Annotated in this window: 16 protein-coding genes; 9 read left to right on the top strand and 7 right to left on the bottom strand. The window is 51.9% G+C overall.

What is annotated here, in order from left to right; translation table 11 throughout:
- Positions 1-16 precede the first annotated feature (16 nt).
- Entirely contained in the window at positions 17-1,159 is a 1,143-nt protein-coding gene (locus ABFD83_04240; protein ID MEN6356276.1) for a helix-turn-helix domain-containing protein, read from the top strand.
- Here the strand turns inward: ABFD83_04240 and ABFD83_04235 are convergent.
- Positions 1,148-2,194: a DUF3466 family protein gene (locus tag ABFD83_04235; protein ID MEN6356275.1), complete on the bottom strand. Its 1,047-nt coding sequence runs from the start codon at positions 2,192-2,194 to the stop codon at positions 1,148-1,150. The two genes, ABFD83_04240 and ABFD83_04235, sit on opposite strands and share 12 nt — an antisense overlap.
- A gap of 336 nt (positions 2,195-2,530) precedes the next feature.
- On the opposite strand from ABFD83_04235, the gene ABFD83_04230 reads away from it, so the two are divergent.
- From ABFD83_04230 to ABFD83_04210, 5 genes are all read left to right on the top strand, one after another.
- Entirely contained in the window at positions 2,531-3,355 is an 825-nt protein-coding gene (locus tag ABFD83_04230; GenBank protein ID MEN6356274.1) for a dihydropteroate synthase, read from the top strand.
- 92 nt (positions 3,356-3,447) lie between these two features.
- Complete coding sequence (locus tag ABFD83_04225) at positions 3,448-4,392, top strand: methylenetetrahydrofolate reductase (protein MEN6356273.1); 945 nt, start codon at positions 3,448-3,450, stop codon at positions 4,390-4,392.
- A 99-nt stretch (positions 4,393-4,491) separates the two neighbouring features.
- Positions 4,492-4,929, top strand: a complete 438-nt coding sequence (locus ABFD83_04220; GenBank protein MEN6356272.1) for a methylenetetrahydrofolate reductase C-terminal domain-containing protein — start codon at positions 4,492-4,494, stop codon at positions 4,927-4,929.
- Positions 4,930-5,203: 274 nt separating this feature from the next.
- Complete coding sequence (locus ABFD83_04215) at positions 5,204-6,871, top strand: formate--tetrahydrofolate ligase (GenBank protein MEN6356271.1); 1,668 nt, start codon at positions 5,204-5,206, stop codon at positions 6,869-6,871.
- Positions 6,872-6,880: 9 nt separating this feature from the next.
- A complete protein-coding gene (locus ABFD83_04210; protein MEN6356270.1) occupies positions 6,881-7,681 on the top strand; it encodes a sugar phosphate isomerase/epimerase in 801 nt (266 codons plus the stop codon).
- Here ABFD83_04210 and ABFD83_04205 read toward each other — a convergent pair.
- The 4 genes from ABFD83_04205 to ABFD83_04190 form a co-directional block, all read right to left on the bottom strand.
- Entirely contained in the window at positions 7,667-9,598 is a 1,932-nt protein-coding gene (locus tag ABFD83_04205) for a beta-galactosidase trimerization domain-containing protein (protein ID MEN6356269.1), read from the bottom strand. The genes ABFD83_04210 and ABFD83_04205 overlap by 15 nt on opposite strands.
- Positions 9,599-9,777: 179 nt before the next feature.
- Positions 9,778-13,182 carry a sugar-binding protein gene (locus ABFD83_04200; protein MEN6356268.1) on the bottom strand — a complete coding sequence of 1,135 codons (3,405 nt, stop codon included), beginning with the start codon at positions 13,180-13,182 and terminating at the stop codon, positions 9,778-9,780.
- Positions 13,183-13,465: 283 nt separating this feature from the next.
- Positions 13,466-14,623: an aminotransferase class I/II-fold pyridoxal phosphate-dependent enzyme gene (locus ABFD83_04195; GenBank protein MEN6356267.1), complete on the bottom strand. Its 1,158-nt coding sequence runs from the start codon at positions 14,621-14,623 to the stop codon at positions 13,466-13,468.
- A 78-nt stretch (positions 14,624-14,701) separates the two neighbouring features.
- Positions 14,702-15,187 (bottom strand): Lrp/AsnC family transcriptional regulator, encoded by a 486-nt coding sequence (locus tag ABFD83_04190; GenBank protein ID MEN6356266.1) that lies wholly within the window; start codon positions 15,185-15,187, stop codon positions 14,702-14,704.
- A 244-nt stretch (positions 15,188-15,431) separates the two neighbouring features.
- Here ABFD83_04190 and ABFD83_04185 point away from each other — a divergent pair, with 244 nt between their 5' ends.
- Positions 15,432-15,767 (top strand): hypothetical protein, encoded by a 336-nt coding sequence (locus ABFD83_04185; protein MEN6356265.1) that lies wholly within the window; start codon positions 15,432-15,434, stop codon positions 15,765-15,767.
- A 72-nt stretch (positions 15,768-15,839) separates the two neighbouring features.
- Here the strand turns inward: ABFD83_04185 and ABFD83_04180 are convergent, their stop codons facing one another.
- The gene (locus tag ABFD83_04180; GenBank protein MEN6356264.1) at positions 15,840-17,867 is read right to left on the bottom strand and encodes an invasin domain 3-containing protein; all 2,028 of its coding nucleotides are present in this window, start codon (positions 17,865-17,867) and stop codon (positions 15,840-15,842) included.
- A gap of 59 nt (positions 17,868-17,926) precedes the next feature.
- Complete coding sequence (locus ABFD83_04175; GenBank protein MEN6356263.1) at positions 17,927-19,954, bottom strand: invasin domain 3-containing protein; 2,028 nt, start codon at positions 19,952-19,954, stop codon at positions 17,927-17,929.
- Between the two features lie 217 nt (positions 19,955-20,171).
- Here ABFD83_04175 and ABFD83_04170 point away from each other — a divergent pair, with 217 nt between their 5' ends.
- Both ABFD83_04170 and ABFD83_04165 read left to right on the top strand, forming a co-directional pair.
- Complete coding sequence (locus ABFD83_04170) at positions 20,172-20,933, top strand: HAD-IIA family hydrolase (GenBank protein ID MEN6356262.1); 762 nt, start codon at positions 20,172-20,174, stop codon at positions 20,931-20,933.
- 80 nt (positions 20,934-21,013) lie between these two features.
- Positions 21,014-22,000: a peptidase MA family metallohydrolase gene (locus tag ABFD83_04165; GenBank protein MEN6356261.1), complete on the top strand. Its 987-nt coding sequence runs from the start codon at positions 21,014-21,016 to the stop codon at positions 21,998-22,000.
- The last annotated feature ends 160 nt before the right edge of the window (positions 22,001-22,160 follow it).

The following is a 22,160-nucleotide window of genomic DNA, read 5'->3' as shown; positions in this document are numbered from 1 at the left end:
TCCGGACACAGCGAATATGGAAAACGTGAAACCCGCATTCGAGCAGCTCGCAGATGAGTATGGACGGATGTGGGGGCTTTGCTGCGTGCTTGCCGATGCGCAGGGACATGTCGTTGCCGGAAGTGTCGCCTGCCCCGACAAGTGCTCCTCGTTCAGGCAAAGAGCCATCCAGGAAGCGCTGCGCTGGGGTGAACCGTCCATGCTGCAGTGCCCCGAGGGATACGTGATCTGGGCTGTGCCGGTCATGCAAAACTCGGTCGTGATAGGCGGGATCGTAGCTGAGAAGGTGGTTGTGGGAGCGCCGTCTAAAGACTCTGGAGCGCTATCGCCTGCCGACACCCGGCGCGCCGCTTCAGATCTGCTGGCCATGGCCGAAGAAGCCAACCTCACCAACGCTGCTCTGCTCGAACTTAAACGAACGGCTGCCGAGCGTGAATCCGAACGAGCCGAGGCTATCCATGAACTCAAAGGGCAAAATTACCAGTCGATCCGAGATATTTATCTGGTAGAAGAACCCGCGCTTATAGCTGCGATCAAACGGGGTGACAGACCCGCCGCCAGAGAGATCATAAACCGCATTCTGGTCGGGATTTACTTCTTTGGGCGAGAGAGACCCACGCTCCTTAAAAGCTTGATCCTCGAACTGGTGGTAAATATGTCTCGAAGCGCGGTCGAAGCGGGCGGAGACCCTACTGAGCTTTTGGGCGCGAATTACTCATCCGTCGCTGACCTTGCGCGGATCGACTCTGAAGAAGAACTCTGCGCATGGCTTGTAGATATGCTCGAGAGGATGATGGACGCGATCAAGTCCAACAAGCAGTATCCGAGCACTGTACTCCTCGGCGAGGCAATGAAGTATATGCAAGAGCACCTAAATGAGGAAATCTCGCGAGATGACGTGGCGGAGGTCGCATGCCTTTCGCCGTCGCACTTCAGCAGAGTCGTAAAGAGCAGCTTCGGGCACTCATTTACCGATCTTCTGGCAAGGATACGCGTGGACAAGGCCCGCGAACTGCTGATCCGCACAGAGAAGAGCCTCATTCAGATTTGCCTGGAGTGCGGGTTCAGCGACCAGAGCTACTTCACCAAGGTCTTCCAGAAATATGTCGGCAGGACTCCGGGCGATTACCGAAGGTTTCACAGGTCGTCATTTAGATAGACTCCCCACTTTCTTTCTGCGAAACGCAGCCGCACCAAGACCCGCGACGCCGCCAATTACTGCAATAGCGCTGGATGGCTCCGGCGTGATTGTGATAAGAGCGTTTGTTGACACAACCTGATTGTGGTCGTTTATCGCCACAATTTCACCTGAATCCGCAAAATTAATGTAGTCAACAGTTCCATCACAACTTCTGAATAAGCCGCAACCATATACCCAGATATCACCATCACCTTCGCCTATGATCTCGCCGAGGTTGTTCATATCTATCGGGCTGACATGCATGGCCACCTGAGTGCCGTCTGGATGCAAAATTATGGGCTCGCACCAGTAAACCCCCGGTATGGCCCCGACCACCTGATCGAGATTATTGATTTTTACCGGGATATATGCAGACGGGCCATATGCGCGCGTTCCATCCGCATCGTCCCAGACAAACGGGTGAGATAATGCATCTCCCCATAAATCTTCTAGCGGATTAAAACATGCGCCGACAATATGTCCGCTATCATTGATATCGGCAGCAGTGCCATAAGTGCATCCCAAAAGCAGAGGAAGGCCGGTCATGCCGGTCCCACTTTCCCAGATAAACGGCAGGCGATTTTTTCCACTGTTGACATATCCCACAATCTGCCCCTGGTTATTGATCGCAGTAGCCGTACTTGATTGCGCTCCGGGAAGTATCCCCAGATTGATCATGCCGGTATCTTTTTGCCAGAGAAATGCCGTATCTGAGTAGGTGCCACTAGTGCTGTGGCAGTATCCAACGACCTGGCCGTTGTCATTGATCTCAGTCACGATTGTGCTGTCATAGCCCGAAAGCACTTCAATAGAGGTGAATGTTCCTGCCTCCCACAACGCCGCTCCGCGCCATGCGCCGGACTCAAATACGCGCCCCGCCACCTGGCCCTTGTTATTGATATCGCACGGCTGGAAATTGTCAAATGCCTGTACTGTATACGTCAGCGCATCGGCGACCGTAACAACAACGCACTGCATACAGATTATCACTAATACTATCTTTGCAGCTTTCATTATTGTTGAGACCTCCCGTAGCATTTTGATAAAGCAGAAGCAACTTGCGTTTACCCAATGTGCCTGCCCGCCAATCCTTTGGTTGACGAATTGCTGCCTGCTCCAGTAGCATGGTTTTGGTAGATGTTTGGTTCCAGTTGCAGCACCAGATTACCAAACCATACAACCTTACCAGGCAATCGCACGAGATTGCAAAAAACACCGCACGAAAGTGCCTGATATACCCAACCATTGTGTTGTAGAATTTGAGGGTAGCAACCCAATGACACCCTCTCCTTTATGAAGATGGCCGCCATAGAGCGGCCATCTGTTTTCTAATAATACGGAGGTGACAGATTGCTGATAGTAGGCGAACGAATCAACACATCTCGAAAGATAAAGGGCGAGCCGGTTATAGAAACGGCTGTTACAAACCGTGACGCCGATTACATTGCAGACCTCGCAAAAAAGCAGTTTGAAGCGGGCGCGACATACATAGATGTCAACGCGGGAACCCTGACCTCGGGTGAGCCTGAAGCTCTTGAGTGGCTCACTAAGACTGTGATGGAAGCGGTAGATGCTCCGATCTCGTTTGATACGCCAAACGCAGCCGCTCTGGAACGCGCGCTTAATGTGTATGATGCGGGCAAAGGCCAGCCTATGATCAACTCGATAACTGCGGAGTCTGGGCGATACAAAAACATTTTGCCGTTTGTTTTGGAGTATAAGGCAAAGGTAATTGCCCTGGCTATGGACGACACCGGTATCCAGCAGGACCCTGCCAAACGTCTGGATGTCGCAAGAAAGCTTATTGTCGATTTGACCGGCGCAGGTGTGCCGCTGGATGATATATACGTTGATCCGCTCACTTTCCCGATAGGCACGGGCAGCGATGTCGCAGTGACCATGTTCGATATTATTGATAAGCTCCGGGCTGAGTATCCGGGGGTGCATATAATCGCGGGGCTAAGCAACATCTCGCACGGCATGCCCGCCCGCAAGCTCCTGAATCAGGCAATGACAGTGCTTTGCATGGGCAAGGGCTTGGATGCAGGTATTGTTGACCCCAATGACAGGTATCTTATGGCTCTTATCGCCGCGACCGAATCGCTACTTGGTCGCGACGATTATTGCATGAACTATATATCGAAATCACGCGAGGGAGCCTTCGAGGGGCTATAAGTTTTTCTCATCACGAAAGCATGAAAATTAGAAAACACTAAATTTTCGTGCTTTCGCTCTTTCGCGATTTCGCGATTAAGCAGGCGTAATGTATGATATCCGGCAGCAATCTGGAATGTGTTCTAAGCGAAGGCCACTTCGCTGTATGTGGTGAGATGAGTCCGCCGCTGGGAGCAGACAAATCCGTAATTCTCAAAAAGTGCGGCTATTTCAAGGGCTTTGTCGATGCAGTGAACCTCACAGACAACCAGGCTGCTATTGTGCGCATGAGCTCGGTAATGTCGAGTGTGTTTGCACTGGAGGGCGGTATTGAACCGATCATGCAGATGACCTGCCGCGACCGCAACCGCCTGGCGCAGCAGTCGGATATACTGGGCGCATGCGCAGCAGGAGTAAAGAATATCCTCTGCCTGACGGGTGACTATATGAGCTTCGGTAATCACCCGGATGCCAAAGGCGTGTTCGACCTCGATTCCGTCCAGCTCATTAAAACATGCGCAGGAATGAATGATGGCAGGTTCATTTCGTGTGATGAGATAAAAGTCCCTCCGAAGATATTCATCGGCGGGGCCGCGAACCCGTTCGCCGAGCCTCTGGAGATGCGGATTATTCGCCTGGGCAAAAAAATACGGGCAGGTGCGCGTTTCATACAGACCCAGCCTGTCTTCAATTTTCAAAAGTTCGAACGGTGGATGCAGGCAGTGCGCGATGAGGGTTATGACCGGGATGTATTTATTCTTGCGGGTGCGATGCCGGTTAAGTCTGTGAAGGCTCTGGAGCATATGCGGAACAATGTGCCGGGAATGAGCATAGCGGACGAATATTTCTCGCGCATGAAATCGGCAGATGACCCAAAGGAAGAGGGCGTCGCTATATGCGTCGAGACAATCAAGCGGCTAAAGGAGATACCCGGCATTGCAGGTGTGCACATTATGCCCGTGATGTGGGAGTCGATCACACCGAGGATAGTCGAGGAGGCGGGTCTGCTTCCAAGACCGGTGTTAGGCGATGCCGAGGGCAATGCAAAGATAGAGTAAGTATCTGGAATAAATTCCCGATACACCGAATAGACATTTTTCTGATTTCGTGTTTTTTCCTTTCGTGTTTCCGTGATTAAGTCTCTTAGGTAATAAAAGATGAGTAAACTCAGCGAGAGAATCGGCAATTTCGTTCTCAGGCACTCGCCTCTCCATAAATGCGCGCATTTTGCCGAGAACTGTATTAAGAAGCCTGTGTTCGGCTGCCAGGACTGCGGCCAGTGCGTGCTCGGTTATGACGGTCTCACCTGCCCGATGCGCTGCCCAAAGCAGATCAGGAACGGCCCGTGCGGGGGAACCCGCGCTGACGGACATTGTGAAGTTTACCCGGAGCGGGCTTGTGTGTGGTGGCTGATATACCAGCGATCCAAGAAACTTGGGATGACAGGTAAGCTCAGAAAATATCACGTGCCTGTCGACCGCAGGCTGGAACACACCAGCGCGTGGATGAATATGTTCGCAGGCAAGATACTTCCCATATCGCTTTGCAGGGACCTAAAGAAGGGCGAACTCGGCGAGATAGAGAAGAAGTATTAGCCGGTGACATTTGATGGAGATCACTCTAGTTCGGTCAGATTTGAAATCTGCGCCGAAACTGAGTTTGGAGGTCTCGCCACCTTCGGCGGCGGCTCCGGCCGCTTCGCAACCGAAGCAACCCAAGGGGCGTAATTAGCGGATGAAGCATTTGCGATGATGATTTAGAGGCTTATCAAACTTGATGGGCAAATGCTTCATCCCTACGGCTCATTCAGTGTTTGATGCATATCATTTGGTTTGAGCGGATTTGCAATCTGCGGGAGAATGAATATCTATGCTATCCGACGTAGAAATAGCACAACAGGCTAAGCCTGATCATATAAGAAATATAGCCGCCAACCTGGGTCTGACTGAAGACGATCTGCTGTTTTACGGCAAGGATAAGGCGAAAATTTCACTGGATGTAATCGACGCTCTCTCAGACAAGCCCGACGGCAAGCTCATTCTGGTCACAGCTATTACGCCCACCCCTGCTGGCGAGGGAAAGACTACCACGACAGTCGGCTTGGGAGACGCGCTGAAGAGGCTGGGTAAGTCCACCTGCATAGCAATCCGCGAACCCTCGCTGGGGCCATGCTTTGGTATAAAAGGCGGGGCTGCAGGCGGCGGTTATGCGCAGGTGATACCAATGGAAGACATCAACCTGCACTTTACCGGCGACTTCCACGCCGTCACCACTGCGCACAACCTCCTGGCTGCAATGCTCGACAATCACATCCACCAGGGCAACGCGCTGGATATAGATATCCACTCGATCACATGGAAACGAGTGATGGATATGAACGACCGTGCGCTGCGTGAGATCGTTATCGGCCTCGGCGGCAAGACAAACGGCACCCCCAGGCAGTCCGGTTTTGACATCACCACCGCATCTGAAATTATGGCTCTGCTGTGTCTCGCTACGGATCGTAAAGACCTGGAGAACAGGCTGGCAAATATAGTTGTTGGATTTAACAAATCCGGCGCTCCGGTCACCGCAAAAGACCTCAATGCAAGCGGCGCGATGGCTGTGGTGCTCAAAGACGCGCTCCTGCCGAACCTGGTCCAGAGCTTGGAGCATACGCCCGCGTTCGTGCACGGCGGTCCGTTCGGCAACATAGCTCACGGCTGCAACTCGCTGATCGCGACCAAAATGGCTTTGAAACTGGCTGATTATGTGGTGACGGAGGCAGGGTTCGGTTCTGACCTGGGTGCTGAGAAGTTTTTCAATATCAAATGCCGCGCTGCCGGTCTTAAACCCATGACCGCCGTTATAGTTGCCACTATCCGCGCGCTGAAGATGCACGGAGGCGTTGCGCTTTCTGACCTTGCCCAAAGCAATCCGACTGCCGTCGAGCGCGGTATTGAAAATCTTAAGAAGCATATCGAAAATGTGCGCAGTGCGGGTCTGGAGCCTATAGTGGCGATCAATAAGTTCCCGACCGACTCAGATGAGGAGATCGGGACTCTGTCGGCTTGCTGCGGCAAGATGAATGTTAAGTGGGCGCTATCTGATGTCTGGGCAAAGGGAGGTGAAGGCGGCCTTGAGCTAGCCCAGTTAGTCCTCAAAGCATGCGAAGGCAAGAGCAGTTTCCACCCGACATATTCGACCGATCAGCCTATAAAAGATAAAGTGGATCAGATAGCCGGGCTCTTTTACGGCGCGGATGGAGCAGACTACCTGCCCACAGCAAACACTCACATCAGGCAGATCGAGTCTCTTGGTTTCGGTAAGCTCCCTATCTGCATTGCCAAGACTCAAAGCTCTCTCTCGGACGATCCCAAGAAGATCAACCGCCCCACAGGCTATAGAATAACAGTCCGGGATGCAAAAGTGAGCGCAGGCGCGGGGTTTATTGTCATCTACGCAGGCAATATCATGACCATGCCCGGGCTGCCCAAAGTCCCGGCTGCTGAGAAGATAGGCTTGAATGCCGATGGAGAGATTTACGGACTGTTCTAGGAGGCTGAGTTGTTTGGATATCAAGCAGTCTATGATGATGATTTCTTCGATGCGCTCGACTATGCAGCAAAGAACGGCTTCGACTTCGTTTCTTTTGACCTGAATGTGCCCCGGTTCTATATTGACGGGCTGCCTGATGCCCGTTTAGATGAAATACGAGGTTATGCCGTCTCGAAGAATGTGAAGCCGGCATTCCATGCGCCCGGAGACAATATCAGCCTGTATACAGACTATCCTGCAATCCGCTCTGGAATCCTTGAGCACTTCTCATCTATTATCACTTCAGCCCAACATCTGCAGGCCCGGCACACAACAATTCACCCCGGCGCGTATCCGTCTCTCAAAAAGTTTGATGCAAAAAATGACGACTTTGTCGCTGCCCATCGCGACTACTTCAGCCGTATGCTCTATGAAAATGTCATGCATCTAGCCGACCGGGCGAAGGATGTTCTGCTGTGCCTTGAGAATTTCAACTTCACCGATATTACCATGGAAACAGTCGATAAGCTGCTTGCAAACACAGACAGGTTGTTTTTAACCTGGGATATAGCCAAGACGTATGACCGCAGCCTTCAAAAAGATGAAATGGTTGAGAGCTTTATGCTGAAGCACTGCGACCGCATACGCGAAATCCACATCCACGACATTATCAAAGATTTCAGATCACACCAGATTGTCGGCGAAGGCGGAATAGACTTCAGCCAATATGCCGATCTCCTGCATCGTCCCGATATTGCGATTACTATTGAAGTAAGGCCGCGTGAGGCGGCCAAAGTTTCGAGAGATAGTATTATCTCAATGCTCTGCTGAAAAGACAGCCGCATCATTCTTTGACAGCTCTACCTTAACCTCAGAACTCTCTGCATCCGCCTTGCCATAGAAAACATTCGCAAGTCTCCAGCCGGATGATAGCGTAAATATATCGCTGATGTCGTTAGGAGACTGGTTTATTGCCACGATCAAGCGATGATCATTGCTGACCGGGTGCTCTGTAAGAGCAATCATTGGGTGAATTTTGCGCACCACACGATTATTGACTGCTTCTCGTGAAATATATTGATAGACCCTCCAGCAATCGGGCGAATCCTCTAAATGAAATGCACCCGGTGTCTGGGTCAATATTTTCTCCAGCGGGACTGAAATGAAATAGACTTTTCCCTTGCCGTAGTTTGCTACGGTAAACGCAGGGTTGCCGTCTGTTTCCGTAGCCAATACCTGTGCGCGAGTCGGGTTGAACCTGGTCTTAAATGACCCTGCGCAGGGGATTTCGAAGCAGCCATCTATGCCGTCTATCTTTATTGTGCCAAAGTCACGTCTTCTCTCACGTGTCTGCGGCTCCAAGCCAGTAATTGATTGCAAGTCGCTCGGCATACCATCGTCCAGCGAGATATATAAAGCAGCGCCAGACTCTACTTTTGCCAAGAGTTCATTCAACCGGGTGCGAGAAATCATCTCTCCGCCCGAGAGCGACGGCAGCAAATAAAGCTGAGCATCCTTTATAGGCTGAGAGGAGTATAGGAACTCGATATCAAAGCCTGCCTGTTTCGCCAGTATAAAACTGCTGTAGGCAGCGCCCCACTGGTCCTGACCACGAGTAAGGATACAAACTGCTTCAGAAGTGCGCTTAGGCAGAGCCGAAAACGGCAGGCTGGCAATAAACCGCCGGAATTTACCCATCTCTTCGATCACAGGCTTGGGCGATCCGTCTGTGCACAGCAGACCCAGCTCACGCTCGACCGCCTTCCAATCGTAAGGAGCATGCGCCAGGTTGGTCTGGTCGTTCGCGCACCACCAGAGCATGCCATGGCAGTCATTGGCCCACAGCGAAAAGAGGCAGCTTCGAGCAAAATCGGCAGCAACACTCTCGCTTGCAATCATCGGCCCGAGAGTTCCTATCTCCTGACACAGACACGGCTTGCAGCCGATATCGCTGTAAAATCGAGATTCTGCAGTGGAGTGAGAGATAGTGCGTATAGTATTTACCGGGTCCTGGTCACAGTGAGGGGTAAAAACCGGGTAAGAGTGAGTCGTCAGTATATCCGTCAATTCACCCTGGTCCTGAATTGTCCAAGTGCCCTCTGGTGAGAGGCCGTGCATCCCTGATATTACAGGCCGAGTCTGGTCGATAGCTTTTATGGCATTTGAGATTGTTGCTGTCCACGCATAGGCCTGGTCCTGAGTCGCGGCTGCCATGCAGTTGCATTCATTTCCCAGGTCCCAGCCTGCAATTGCCGGGTGAACCCGAAATGTGGTCACAAAATGCCGAATGAACCTCAGTTCCCATTTTATAGCAATAGGGTCGGTGAGCACATTGAGGCCTTCAATGGCAGGCGGAACAAAGAGGCGTCCGCTCATCCATCCGGTTATCAGTCCGACTATGCAGCACTGGTTGTGCTTATCCAGCATATCGAGGAAGTCGGCAAAATGCGCCATAGCCTCTGCAGACATTCCTGCCTGCCCGCAAGGGTCATCGGTCAGAGGGAGCTCACCATGCCGAATTTCCTTGCGGTATCCTCCGCCGCCGTAGAGCTGAGTTATGGGCTGAAAGTCCGGCCACAGGGGAAATACTCGCAGTACCTGCAGTCCGGCTTCAGCAAGGCGAGCAAGGTCCCACTCGACCACATCAGGCTGCCAGTCTCTCCACATGTGAGTGCCGGCGTGAGACGCCCAATAGTTACACCCGACGACAAAGCCGCCGGGCTTAGTCAGATCGATAGAAGATGTCATTTTAGTTTTCGTCGCTATTACCGCCATGTACTAACAAGACCTGCCGATTCGTCAATGCCCAGCATAATGTTCATATTCTGAACCGCTGCTCCAGAGGCTCCTTTGCCGAGATTATCCAGCCCTAAATCAGCAAAATTCTATCTTTGTTGCCGAAAACAAATGGCTTATGCTTCACCTGCTCATCTCTTGGTATTATCAGTTTTTGCGACCGGCGCTGCCTGAGCCTCCGCGCGTTCAAGGGTTACGGCAACAACCTTGATATCAGGATTCTTTGGCAAAGTAATTCCCGTCAAAATACGTGATGCATTTACAGGGATCACATAATCATAAAGATAACACGGCGTGCCGACCTCATCGCCGCCGTGGCTGTGTCGATGCCGGGCGGCAAACCCGATCTTCTCCCCGTGTGACGGTCCCTTGCTCCAGTCGCTGACTTGCAGTGGCATACTCCTCGGATATTTCGTGTAGTCAAGCGAGACATCGCCCGATGCGTCGCCGTTAGTGGATGCAGCCAGTATATGCAGTGACTTGTATGAGCCTTGAGCAAATGTCAAGCTCTGTCCATCGCAAGCAACAGCGCCGGGAGTGCCGGGAGTCTTGTCGGGATACAAAAAGCTGATCCTGCCCTCGGGTTGATCATCGCGGACCCAGTTGTAACCCGTCGGGTAGACGCGCTTGACCTCTTTAGTCATGCCGGAGTCTGGCGGGATCAACTCGGACGGGAAGCTGGAACCTTTGCCGTCGAAATCACCGGATGTTCTGTCCGTGTCGGGGCTTGAAAGTTGGACATTGCAGAGCTTGCTCAAGTCTTCAAATGCAAGCCTGCCGCCTTTTACTTCCACAGTCACAGGCAAGATATCGCCGCCCCTGCTTAGCGGTCCGGTCGAAAGCCACTGCTCATCTATCATTACATCCCAGACCAGCACATACTGGCCGTCATATTCCGGGGCTTTGACTTGAGCGGATATCACAATCGGCCAGCCGGGCTGAATATTCTGCTTGATGGGAGTGGTGATACCATCCCAGAGCATTTCAGTGCCGTCCAGATAATACCAGTGATAACCTATCTTGGTGCGCTTGCGGTCCCAGGTCTGCGCGCCGCTGTTGCGCACCACAACCTTGGCTTCAAGCGTCTTCCCGGCATCGATAGTTTCCGGCAGATCGCAGTCTACTATCCTGGGACCGTAGTCTTGATCATATATATTCACTACACGGTTCAGAGTGCGAACGCCGCTCTCCGACAGCCAGTTTTTGCCGTTATATATGTCAAACCTAAGCTGATAGCTCCAAGGCTCGGACTGCTTGCTCGCCGCGAGGGGCTTTTTATTCGCACCGGCAAGGTTAAGGTCAAATGCAAATTCGCCGACCTCACCCGGCTTGCAGTCTCTAGCGAGCACACAACGAACATCCTTGATCGGGACTTCCTGGCTGGAACCGTCATTACTTACTTTATAGAGTTTGCAGCCGAGCTTAGTCGCACCTTTGAGCCAGGCCTGTGAGCCGTCATTGCGGACGCGAACAGTCATCGGGTAGTTCTGGTTTGAGGCAAGCATCACCGGACTATTGCAGGTAAGCCACGTCGCTCCCCAATCAGGTACCTGGCCGACCGTCACAGGAACAACCAGCGGTTGATCACCGAGATTTGAGAACCATTTGCCGTCGGATGTCCTGATAAGCTCGAACCGAAGCTCCCAATTGCCGTCCGGGATCGCCGCCCCCTGAGAGTTGACTGTGGCGATACCAGCATCGACTGTAATTGTCTCACCCGGCAAAACGTCACGTCCGAGAGGCACGCGCACCTTGCTCTCGCCGTAATATCTGCCGCTCTTATACCAGCGATATGCCATGGCATAGCCATCGGACATCCGCCAGGGTGAATTGCCGATGTTTTTGATCTCAAGCTCAGCCTGAGCTATCTGCTTCGAGCCGATCACAGGCGGCACGCTCACCCGCAGATACTGCGCGTCGAAGTCTTTATTGCCATGGAAACGTTTTGCATTGGCAGCAGTGGCATCGGTGTATTTGCCGTCGTACTGGCGCGAAGAGCAGATATCGGCGCCGATGGAGAAATTATCCCAGGAATCACAAAGCACCCAGCTCGATTTCTTATCGATTGCGGATGCCCACTGCTTGTCATAGGCTTCGCCATTGGGCCTTGAAGATATCTGATTATCAGCATTTGGTCCGCACAGATCACATCCGGGTGTGACAATACTGCTCATCGTGCCTGCAAGGATCGAATCAAACACCAGCGGGCATCCGCAATCTTTCTCAAACTGCTCACTGCAATGATCTTTTATATTCTGACTTAAAGCAGGCCCTAAAAATACGATCGGACCGATCTTTCCCGCGTTTGGCTTTCCTGTCTGGGCCAGCGCGCGAAAGTCACAAGGCACGCGGTCAAAAAAGCTCTTTATCGTGCCGTATGCCGACTCAGGTGTCTCCGCTGAAGTAGCTGCAAAGAGCATAGCCGCTCTCGGGTAGGGCTTGCCCTCCGCCCGAAACTCCTCAAGCGCGCTTACCATACAGTCCATTCCCTTGTCGGCATACCCGGCGCGGCTTGCCGCATCGCCGCTGTATACGGGCGCGACAATATCTATGCCTGCCGCAACCATATCCGAAAGTTGCTCTTTATGCCACTGCACCCTATCGTAGCTAAACCATGGCCCGGCGTTTTTTATGGGGAAGTCGATTAGCGCGGGTGTGCCGTCTTGATTTGTTATGCCCGACACGGGCGCAGCTTTGCGTTTATCCGCCTGATAGTTATAGTCATACCGGGCAAAAACAAGAGGCTGCACAGGGAACTTGGCTTCATAGACAAAGCCTTCCGGCGTAGGTATATCTATCGCATATGACGTGTTCTTGTGCCATTCTTTGTCGGCAATTATGCCATTGATAAGCGGCGCGCGGGTCATATATCGCGCAGATAATACCTTGTCCCAGCTTGTGGTAGCTACGCCGAACGAATAGTTGGCAAACACTATCTTCGACCACTTGGCCGGGTCAAGAACGTCGGCCTCGGTCTTTACATTTTGCGAGAGGCTTACAAAATCGTTAGGCTTATCTCCATGCCTGCGGACGATAAAGTTGAAGCCCATCATATCGCCCGGCGAGAGCTTGTTGACATTCATAACAGCCCAGGGAATAGCCATCTCCATGCTGTAACCCTGGTCTATGTCGTCGCCATTATTGAGAGTGCCCTGCACGTTGTTGCCGTATTTGAACGTCCATATCGTCTTAGGCTCCAGCGATCCCGAATCGCTGCCCGCCTTAAACTGAGCGCCGCCCGCAGGAGAGACGGTCATGGAAAAGCACGTCGGACCGATCTTTTCCGAACGCTCTTCCTGCGTATCGATGAAGACCGTAACGCTGTCGTCACCCGTGACGTCCGCATTGGGGGTCGCATGAGTCGCCCGAATATCAGGGCAGTCGACTGAGACGGCTACATAGAGGTAGGCATCGTCAAACGTGGTATAGCACTTGACCTGGTCCTTGATCGGCTCTTGGGCCATCGCCGGCGAGGCAAACATAATAGTCGTCAACATACAGACAAGCGCAAGAGCGAAATACTTTCCTGATTTCATAAGCGACCTTCCTTGAGATATATGTATCATATTTATGGAGACTTGTATTGAGGGTTTCACCCTCAAGCTCCCATAAGGGGCCTCTGCCCCTTAACCCCGCTGGGGACGCGTCCCCAGACCCCATTACGAAATTGGTTATTCCCCGGCAAAAAAGCCGGGGAATAGCCAATTTCGAGACAGAAGGTCCAGGAAACCGGGTTTCCTGGCAGAGTCCAGAGACAGAGTCTCTGGTGGGGATTGGGGGCAAAGCCCCCATCCAAGACTTCCTTAATTATGACAGACATTATTTCAATTTACACACGAAACGCGCAATACGTTCGATTGCTATCTCGATCTTTTCTATAGAAGTCGCGTACGAGCACCGGATATGGCCTTCTCCGCATTCACCAAAAGCATTTCCCGGCACAACGGCCACTTTTTCTTCAAACAGGAGCCGTTCAGCGAACTCTTCAGAACTCAAGCCGGTTTCCTTAATGGATGGAAACACGTAAAATGCTCCTCTGGGCATCAGACAGCCAAGACCTGCATCGTTGAGACCCTTGACTATCACCCGTCTGCGCTGACTGTACTGCTCGATCATGCTCTCGCTGTCTTCATAGCCGTTCTTGATAGCTTCCAGAGCGGCGACCTGGGCCATTACCGGCGCGCACATCATACCGTATTGATGGATCTTCATCATCGCTTCGATTATATCCGGCGCGCCGCATGCGTAACCGATCCGCCATCCTGTCATTGCGTATGCTTTGGAAAAACCGTTGAGCAGGATCGTGCGCTCATAGGCTCCGGGAATGGTCGGCACGCACGTATGACGTCCATCGTAGGTGAGGCGGTCATATATCTCGTCGGAGATTATATATAGATCATGCTTGACTGCTATTTTAACGATCTGCTCCAGAGTATCACGCGATGCCACTCCGCCTGTGGGGTTGGTCGGGTAGCTGATCCAGATAGCTTTTGTTTTGGGAGTGACTGCGGCCTCAATCTGCTCGGGTTTTACTGCAAATCCGTCCTCCATGTAAGAGCAGACCGGAACGGGCACGCCGCCCGCAAAGCTGACGCACGGCTTATACGCCACAAAGCAGGGTTCGGGTATTATCACTTCGTCGCCGGGGTTTAAGATAGCGCGCATGGCAAGGTCCATACCCTCGCTGACGCCTACAGTAATCAGAATTTGATTGTCTGGATTATATGTAAGGTATTCGTGCTTGCGCAGATAGTCGGCGATAGCCCGTCGCAGTTCGATGGCGCCGTAGTTGGAGGTGTAGTGAGTCTTGCCTCGTTCGAGCGAGTAGATGCAGGCCTCGGTTATTCGCCACGGGGTGTCGAAATCGGGCTCACCTACGCCCAGCGAAATGACGTCCTGCATCTGGGATACTATATCAAAGAACCTGCGTATTCCGGACGCAGGTGTCTGGCTAACCACTTTGGATATTGGTTTCATTCTTGCCTCTCTCAGTTTCTTGTGTGCTCGATCATCAGTTGCCTGCTGACGATCGAGCGCCGACAACTGATGAGCGACTTATGGAGCGACGGCCAGTCTGTCTTCTGCTGCGGCGGGTTCTTCGAATATGTCTCCGTCCATCTTGTACTTCTTAAGAAGGAAGCTGGACTTAGTGGAAAGGACTCCCTCAAGCGTGGAGAGCTTCTCCGCGACAAAGAACGCGACATCGCGCATGGTCTTGCCTTCGACGACAACTCTCAGATCGTAGTCGCCCGAGACCAGATATACCGAATGGACTTCAGGATACTTGTAGACCCGTCTGGCGACATCGTCGAAACCGACCCCGCGCGACGGGCTCACCCGCACGTCTATAAACGCAAAGACCTGCTCTTTACCCGTCTTTTCCCAGTCGACGACTGCCTTATAATGCCTGATGATGCCGGCTTCCTCCATCTGCTTGATGGATTTTTCGATCTCCTCCTCGGTCTTGCCCAGCATCACGGCCATTTGCGCCGGGGAGGTACGGGCATCACGCTCAAGAATCTTCAGTATCTGCTTGTCCATAGCTCTTCCTTATTCTTATATTGATCAAAATATACCACTGATGGCGTGTCAGCGTCAATGTCCGAAATTTGCGCCTCTTACCAGACTCGACCCCAGAAATATATAAAACCTGTTTCCGCTCAGTTGGCAATGGCGGATTAGCGTGATATAATAAAAATGTAATTATCCATTCCAGTGATAGTTCTCCTGTTCTTTATGAAGCTGACTTCGGAATATGGACAGAACATGGAGGTGTGCTCAGACAATGAAAACCGCGATCAAATGCAACTGCGGGCAGCGTGTACTTGCTAAGGATGTAATGCAAACAGGCTATTATCTTCGCCTAATAGGTCCCAGCTTTGTCTATGTTAAGTTTCGCTGTTCACGCTGCAAGAAGCTCGGTGAGCAGTTTGTTAAGCAGGAAGACTGGGAAGATGGAATCCTGAACGATATCCCGAGCGAGCTCAAGCCGGAGGAAAAGCCCAGGTTTGAGAAGATGGGTCGGATAGACATTTATGAGTGCATCGACGCCCACTTTGAGCTTGAGAAAACAAACAGCCTTCGCGAAATTATGGATGCGATGGAAGAAGCTAAAAAGTAATCGCGGAACAAAATATGCAACTACAAAAGAGTGGCTGCCGTTGGGCGGTTCACTCTTTTTTTGTGCCTGTGCTCAAGATTTGCCGCCTAACTCAAGCCAGAACCGCTTGTCTTTGTCGATACCGTAGTTTTGGCCGTCCGGAGACCAGGCGATGCCGATCTCATACGGCCCCAACGGGTGGTACAGACCAACCTTCAGATACGAATTTATATAGCGATAGCCGATATCATTGAGACTGTAAGCATAGCTATAGAGGTTATAACTGCACCTTGCCCGCCAATTCTTTGACGGACGCAAGTTGAGGTTTGAAATAAGGCTCAAGCGTCTTGAGTCCAACCCATAGCCCGCTGATGAGTTGGAATTCCACTTGCCCCCGCTCAAAAACAGGCTGCATATAAGCTGATGCACACCTTGGGTTGAAATACTCTCAGTGGTGCCGCTCATGGCATTTAGAGTATAACCGATGGACGCATTGCCGCCATTCCATATGCGCCGCAGGGTCGGGCCCGCTCTCAGGCTTGCGCCCATATCCGCATCGGCCGTCATTGTCAAAGCCGTTATCGCCTCAAAGCCCGTTCTGAATCTGCCATCCCCCGACTCAGCGCGATTGTATCTGAGCCCAAACGATTGATAAAGACAGGAAGATGTAGCCTCGTCGGATTCAGTCCAGAGAGTGCCGTAGCCCAGGGCGTAACTGGGTGATGGTCTGCCACTACTCTTGAAGGCCGCAGGACTGAACACTGCCTTTACGGTGCAGTTTGACTGCCCCACATATTCAAGGCAATTATCAACATATTCCCGGACACTGCTGCCCCCGAAGTATCCGGTGAGTGAATAATTGTATCTGCTCATGCTGCCAGCCACATTGAGCGTCGTGTAATATATATTTTTGGCATAGGTAGAAGACGGTTGATAGCGAGTCGATATGTCTGCCCTGCCGCCGGTCAGCAGCGAACCGAACTCCAAGTGATGTGAGACCTCCAGCGCTTGAGATGAGTTGCCGACCGAGTCGATGAAAACTCTGCCCTGCCCGCTCTCACCCATAGAATAATCCTGGTCCAGACCCAGACTCAGACCCTTTCTGGGCCTGGTGTAACCGCCTGTATCGCTGCCGTCCGCCGCATAGCGAAGCTTGAGCGCGCCGGTCGCCGAATCGGACATCTGATAATACAGAGGCAGGTCCACGAGCATCCCATCATCGGAAGTATAACGAACCTGTTGAAGGATGGACTCTCGCTTCTCATAGCTGTAGGAATAATAAGGCACCTTGAGGATCTCCGCCCGGCCCACATATATGGAGGCTTTGAAAAACAATATCTTATCGCGCGGGATCAAGACGAGTCTTGAGGATACTATCCATGTTTTACCGTCCACATCCGACAGCGGCACAAATCCGGGATCACCGTCGGTCTCTTTTGAACCTACCGGTTCAAGCGCAATATCATACGTTTTGTCTCCGCTTTTATCGTCTGTGCCGAGCAGGCGAATAGTGTCATTTTGAGTATTGCATATAAGAGCATCGGCTCTTACGCTTGTATCGCCTTTACTGACAGTCACGTCACCTTGAGCGAGGATTCGACCCGACTTCTGAGACACCTGAGCAGCGTTGGCCTTTATAGTTAGACCCATATACTCAATAGTCACTCCGCTGCTTGCAAGCACTGTGTCTTTGTCCACACAATATGCAAGCGATCCGCCTTCCATACGGATTGCTCTGGCGCTTGCGGTTGCCTCCTCGTAACCGGCTGAAGACGAGAACTCAACTTGAGCCGAGGCCGATCCGCCGTTTGCTATCGCGTTTATGACTGCGATCTGAGGACACTGTGCGGAGGTCAAAATACCGACGGCGCGACCGCCGGATGTATAGACTGCTGCGGTTATATCGCCCGCTGAGGTCGTCAGACGCACCTCGGTGCCGTCAGAGACCGGCGCGCCATTGGAATCGAGGATTGTAACAAGGACTTGCGAATGGCTCTTGCCGTCAGCCGGGATTATTGACGGATTTGCTTCAACTGAGACGAAAACAGCCGCACCGGCTTGCAGTGGAGTCAACAAAGCCAGCCCTATCAGCAAGAATATAGCGACCCTGAAGGATGACACTTGCGCCTCTCTTTAATAGAATATCGAGGCCCGGTTGCGGGCCTCGATATTCTTGGTTGCTATTTTAGGACTTCGAAACTGGCCGTAAGTGTCACACTAGAGCCTGCTCCGCCGGCAGGTATCGTAACGGTCACTGTGCCTGCTCCCGCTTCAGTCGGGGTGACGGAGTCAGTGCTTGTCGAGAGCGTGAATGTGGCCATGCCGTCACTTGTCTGAGCAGTTGAGGACAACAATGTGCCCTTGCTGGTTGCAGATGTGACTTCCGTGCCATCAACCATTGCGTGGCCGTTTATATCCTTGGCTGTGACCGTAATCACCGCTTGTCCACCGGAGCTTGCCAGCGTATCGGGCGATATTTCGACGCTGCAGTTGGCTGTGGCGGGGGCCCCGGAGAAAATCACCGTCACGGAACTGCTTGTAATGCTGCCCGCTGTTGCGGTCACTGTCACGTTGCCGTCTCCACCGCTTGCGTTCGAGGTCAGTGTTGCGGTAGCTTTGCCATTTGTTGTCGTAGTGGTATTGGAGATCATGCCATGGGTCGCCGTAAACGTGACTGCCGTGCCATCGGGAACTGCGTCCCCTTGCGTATTGGCGACAATTGCCGTCAGGGTAGTTGTGTTGCCGACAATATCCAGACCTCTGATATTTGTTTTATCTGCGCTCACACTTACACTTCCGACTTCGCTCGACACGAACTTTACAGTGGTTGTAGCACTGACACCGGAGCCGGAAGCTGGCGCAGGCACGTCGCCTGACTGACTGGACGCGACGGCAGCCGTGACGGTTGCAGTGCCCGGTGTGCTCTTGTTGCCGCTTGAGTCTTTTGTGACCAGCGATGCTGTGGCGATTCCATTTGAAGTCTCCGATTGCGAGGTAATGCTGCCGTTTACTCCTCCGCTGCTGTCCGTCGCCACACTGAAGTTCACAACAGTGCCGTCGGTAACAAGGTTTCCACCGGAATCCTTAACGGTCGCGGTTATTGCAGCATTAGAGTTACCGTCGCATGAAAGGCTGCTGCTACCGCTGCTGAGGCTGATGGAATAAGGCGGCCCCGCCGTAACTTTGACTGTATCGGTCGCTGAAGTGCCCGACCATGTCGCCGTTATAGTGGAACTGCCGGCCTTAGTGCTGGTAAGAGTTGTGGTCGCCACACCGCTGGATATTGAGACGCTGTCATTGCTGAGCGTTCCTACGCTTGCAGTGAATTTCACGGTGCCGCTGGTCGCCGCGTTGCCCTGTGCGTCGGAGCAGGTTGCCTTGATCGTAGATGAAGTTGCGGTGCCGCCGCCATTTGTTATTTGAATTGTAGCGGGGCTTACCTCCAGCTTGATACTGACCCCAAAGGAAACTGTTGTGCTTGCTGTCGAGCCATTACATGTGACTTTAACTACAGCATTGTTGTCCGTTGTCTTGCCGGTCAGCGTTGCGGTTGCGATTCCACCCGATGTCACAGTCGTCGTATGATTGAGCGTGCCGACTGTAGATGAGAAATCGACCCTTGTGCCATCAGTGACCAGGTCTCCGTTCGCGTCTCTAATGGCGGCGGTTATAGTAACAACGCTGCTGTCGCCATTTGTGTCGCTGTAACTGGTAGTCTTTTCGGCTTTGAGAGTGATCCCGGTGCCGCTGTCCGAGCTGCCGCCGCCGTGATTTCTGGTAAGCAGATATGTTGCCAGACCGATGCCCAGCGCCCACCATATCCATTTTTTGAATTTGGAGGATTTCTTTTTGACTTGAGGGATGCTTGTAATCGGAGCTTCGTCGCCTGCGCGTATTGTCGTTCCTTCGGCACGGTTGGAAATCGCAATTCTGGATATGCCCCAATTGACCTGCACGACTTCGTAGTCGGCAACTTTCATTCCGTTTTGTACTATGCTGCCTTTAGAGCCGACATGAATGCCCTCTCCTCTTCCGGCATTGATATAGAGGTTTCCGGCAGTATCGGTAAAGCTTGAAATTGCCACCGATTGGGTTGATTTTGCACCCTCGGTCGCGTATATTGGAGTTATGATCGACAAGACCATAACAATCACAAGCGCTAACGATAACCTGGAGGCAAATTTTCCTGTAATTGCCTTTACACTCATTGTATCCTCCTGATTTATATTGCAGACAAAGCTGAGGTTCTTGCGATTATAATACCTCTGCCGACATTAGCATGGGTTCCTGAAAATAATATTAATATCGGACTGATAATTTATTTGGCAGATTCACTCAACAAATACAGGGTTGCACCTAAAACGATAAGCTTCTTTTTGAGCGCACCGAAGGTCTTTTCTATACTTGCGCTTAATAATACTAAATATGGTTAAAAAAAGCTATTTACTGGACATGGACGGCGTGCTGGTGCGGGGAAGCTCTGCAATCCCCGGCGCTCAGCAGTTTATTGAGCGGCTGCTTGGTAATGATATCCGTTTTGCTGTGCTTACAAACAACCCTATGTATACACCGCGTGATTTGCAGCACAGGCTCTCGCTCGTGGGTCTCAATGTCCCCCACGATCGACTGTTTACTGCAGCTATGGCAACTGCGCAGTTTTTGCACACTCAAATGCCCGACGGATCGGCATATGTTATAGGTGAGGCAGGACTGACTTCAGCCCTGCACGATGTGGGCTATCTGCAGACCGAACGCGACCCCGATTATGTGGTACTCGGCGAGACTACAAACTATAATTTCGAGCGCATATCCAAAGCAGTGAGACTTGTGGCAGCCGGAGCAAGGTTCATAGCCACAAACCCGGATCCGTCCGGGCCGAGTGAGAAGGGCATCGAGCCCGCATGTGGCGCAATGGCCGCTCTTATGCAGAAAGCTACCGGCATCGCGCCGTACTTTATCGGCAAGCCCAATCCGTTGATGATGAGAAGCGCACTTCGATTTTTGGGAGCACACTCCGAGGAGACGGTGATGGTCGGCGATAGAATGGACACCGACATTGTGGCAGGTATGGAAAGCGGTATGGACACAATCATGGTCCTTACAGGCGTCACTACCAGCGATATGATCACCAAGTTTCCTTACAGGCCGATGAATGTGGTAGATTCTGTTGCGGATATCGAGGTGTGATACTGCCGCAGGCTGGATGGCAGCTCCAAGGCAATCCGCTGTTTACGAGGGGCTAAAACCTTCCGACGATTATTGGGTAAGTGACAAATAGACTTTTGCTGCCGGTTATTACTGTGAACCGTATTATAACATCCTGCCTCGCATTATTGGCGCTGTTGGCTCCGGCTCAGGCGTACGCCTACAGTCGCGGCGCAGAAACCTCGCTGTCAAAAACGATGAAGACGGAGTTCTTTACCGTTCATTATGACCCCGCCGATCCTTATCTGCCGCAGCTTATGTCCGAAACAGCGCGCATAGCGTTAATTCGTATCAGCCATGATTTAGGCTATGAGCCTGAAAAGAACAGGCCGTTTGTTCTCAACATATACCCCACCCACAACTCATTTATAGAGGCAGGCGGGTTGAAAGACAGCAAGTTTACAGTGGGAACAGCAAGCAGCCGGGAAGTGATCTCAGTCGACGCCAGTGGTGTATTCGCATCCCCAACGGATACAATAAACCATGAGATCACACACATGGTAATATTCAGAATTCTTTGCAGAAACGTTTCGCGGTTTCCACTATGGGCAAATGAGGGTCTCGCGCAATATGAGTCCGAGGAATTTCCTGACGCCGACAACACCCTCGTAGCGAACGCAGCGGCAGACGGCGCTCTAATCCCTCTTTCTTACTTTGTGGACCGCTTTCCAAAGGATAAGTCGGACCTTGCATATGCCGAATCGGCATCCGCAATACGCTTTATGGTCAAAAAACACGGTAAGTCGTCTCCTAAGACTATGCTCAGAGAACTTACGCTTACCGGCTCGTTTGATAAGGCCATGCTGAAGGCCACAGGTCAAACAGCCAACACGTTTACAGATAGTTGGGAAGCCCATGTTACAAAACGATACTATGCTCTTAAGTTGACACGCATAGCGATGGGCGTGATCCCGGTTGTTATGGCTATTCTTGCAATCATAGCTTTTTTTGTCAGACGTAAACAGAAGATCGAAGCCGCAAGACAGTGGGAGCAGGAGGAGTTCGACGAAGCCATGCGCAGGCAGCTCGGCAATGACTGGTGGAGATAAACAGTTTCGATGTGCGAATTTGACCTGCGCTGGGGTGTGTATGTCAAATCTACGGAAATAACCAAAATTTAGGCAGGTTGCTCTAATCGCGAAAACACGAAAGGGCGAAAACGCGAAAGGATCAGCGAGTGAAATGAATTCCAATGCAATTTATGGTTTG

Source organism: Armatimonadota bacterium (assembly GCA_039679645.1).
In the GTDB taxonomy this organism is placed as follows: Bacteria; Armatimonadota; UBA5829; order UBA5829; family UBA5829; genus UBA5829.
Note: the sequence above shows the minus strand (reverse complement) of the source record. Positions and strands in the feature narration are given on the sequence as shown.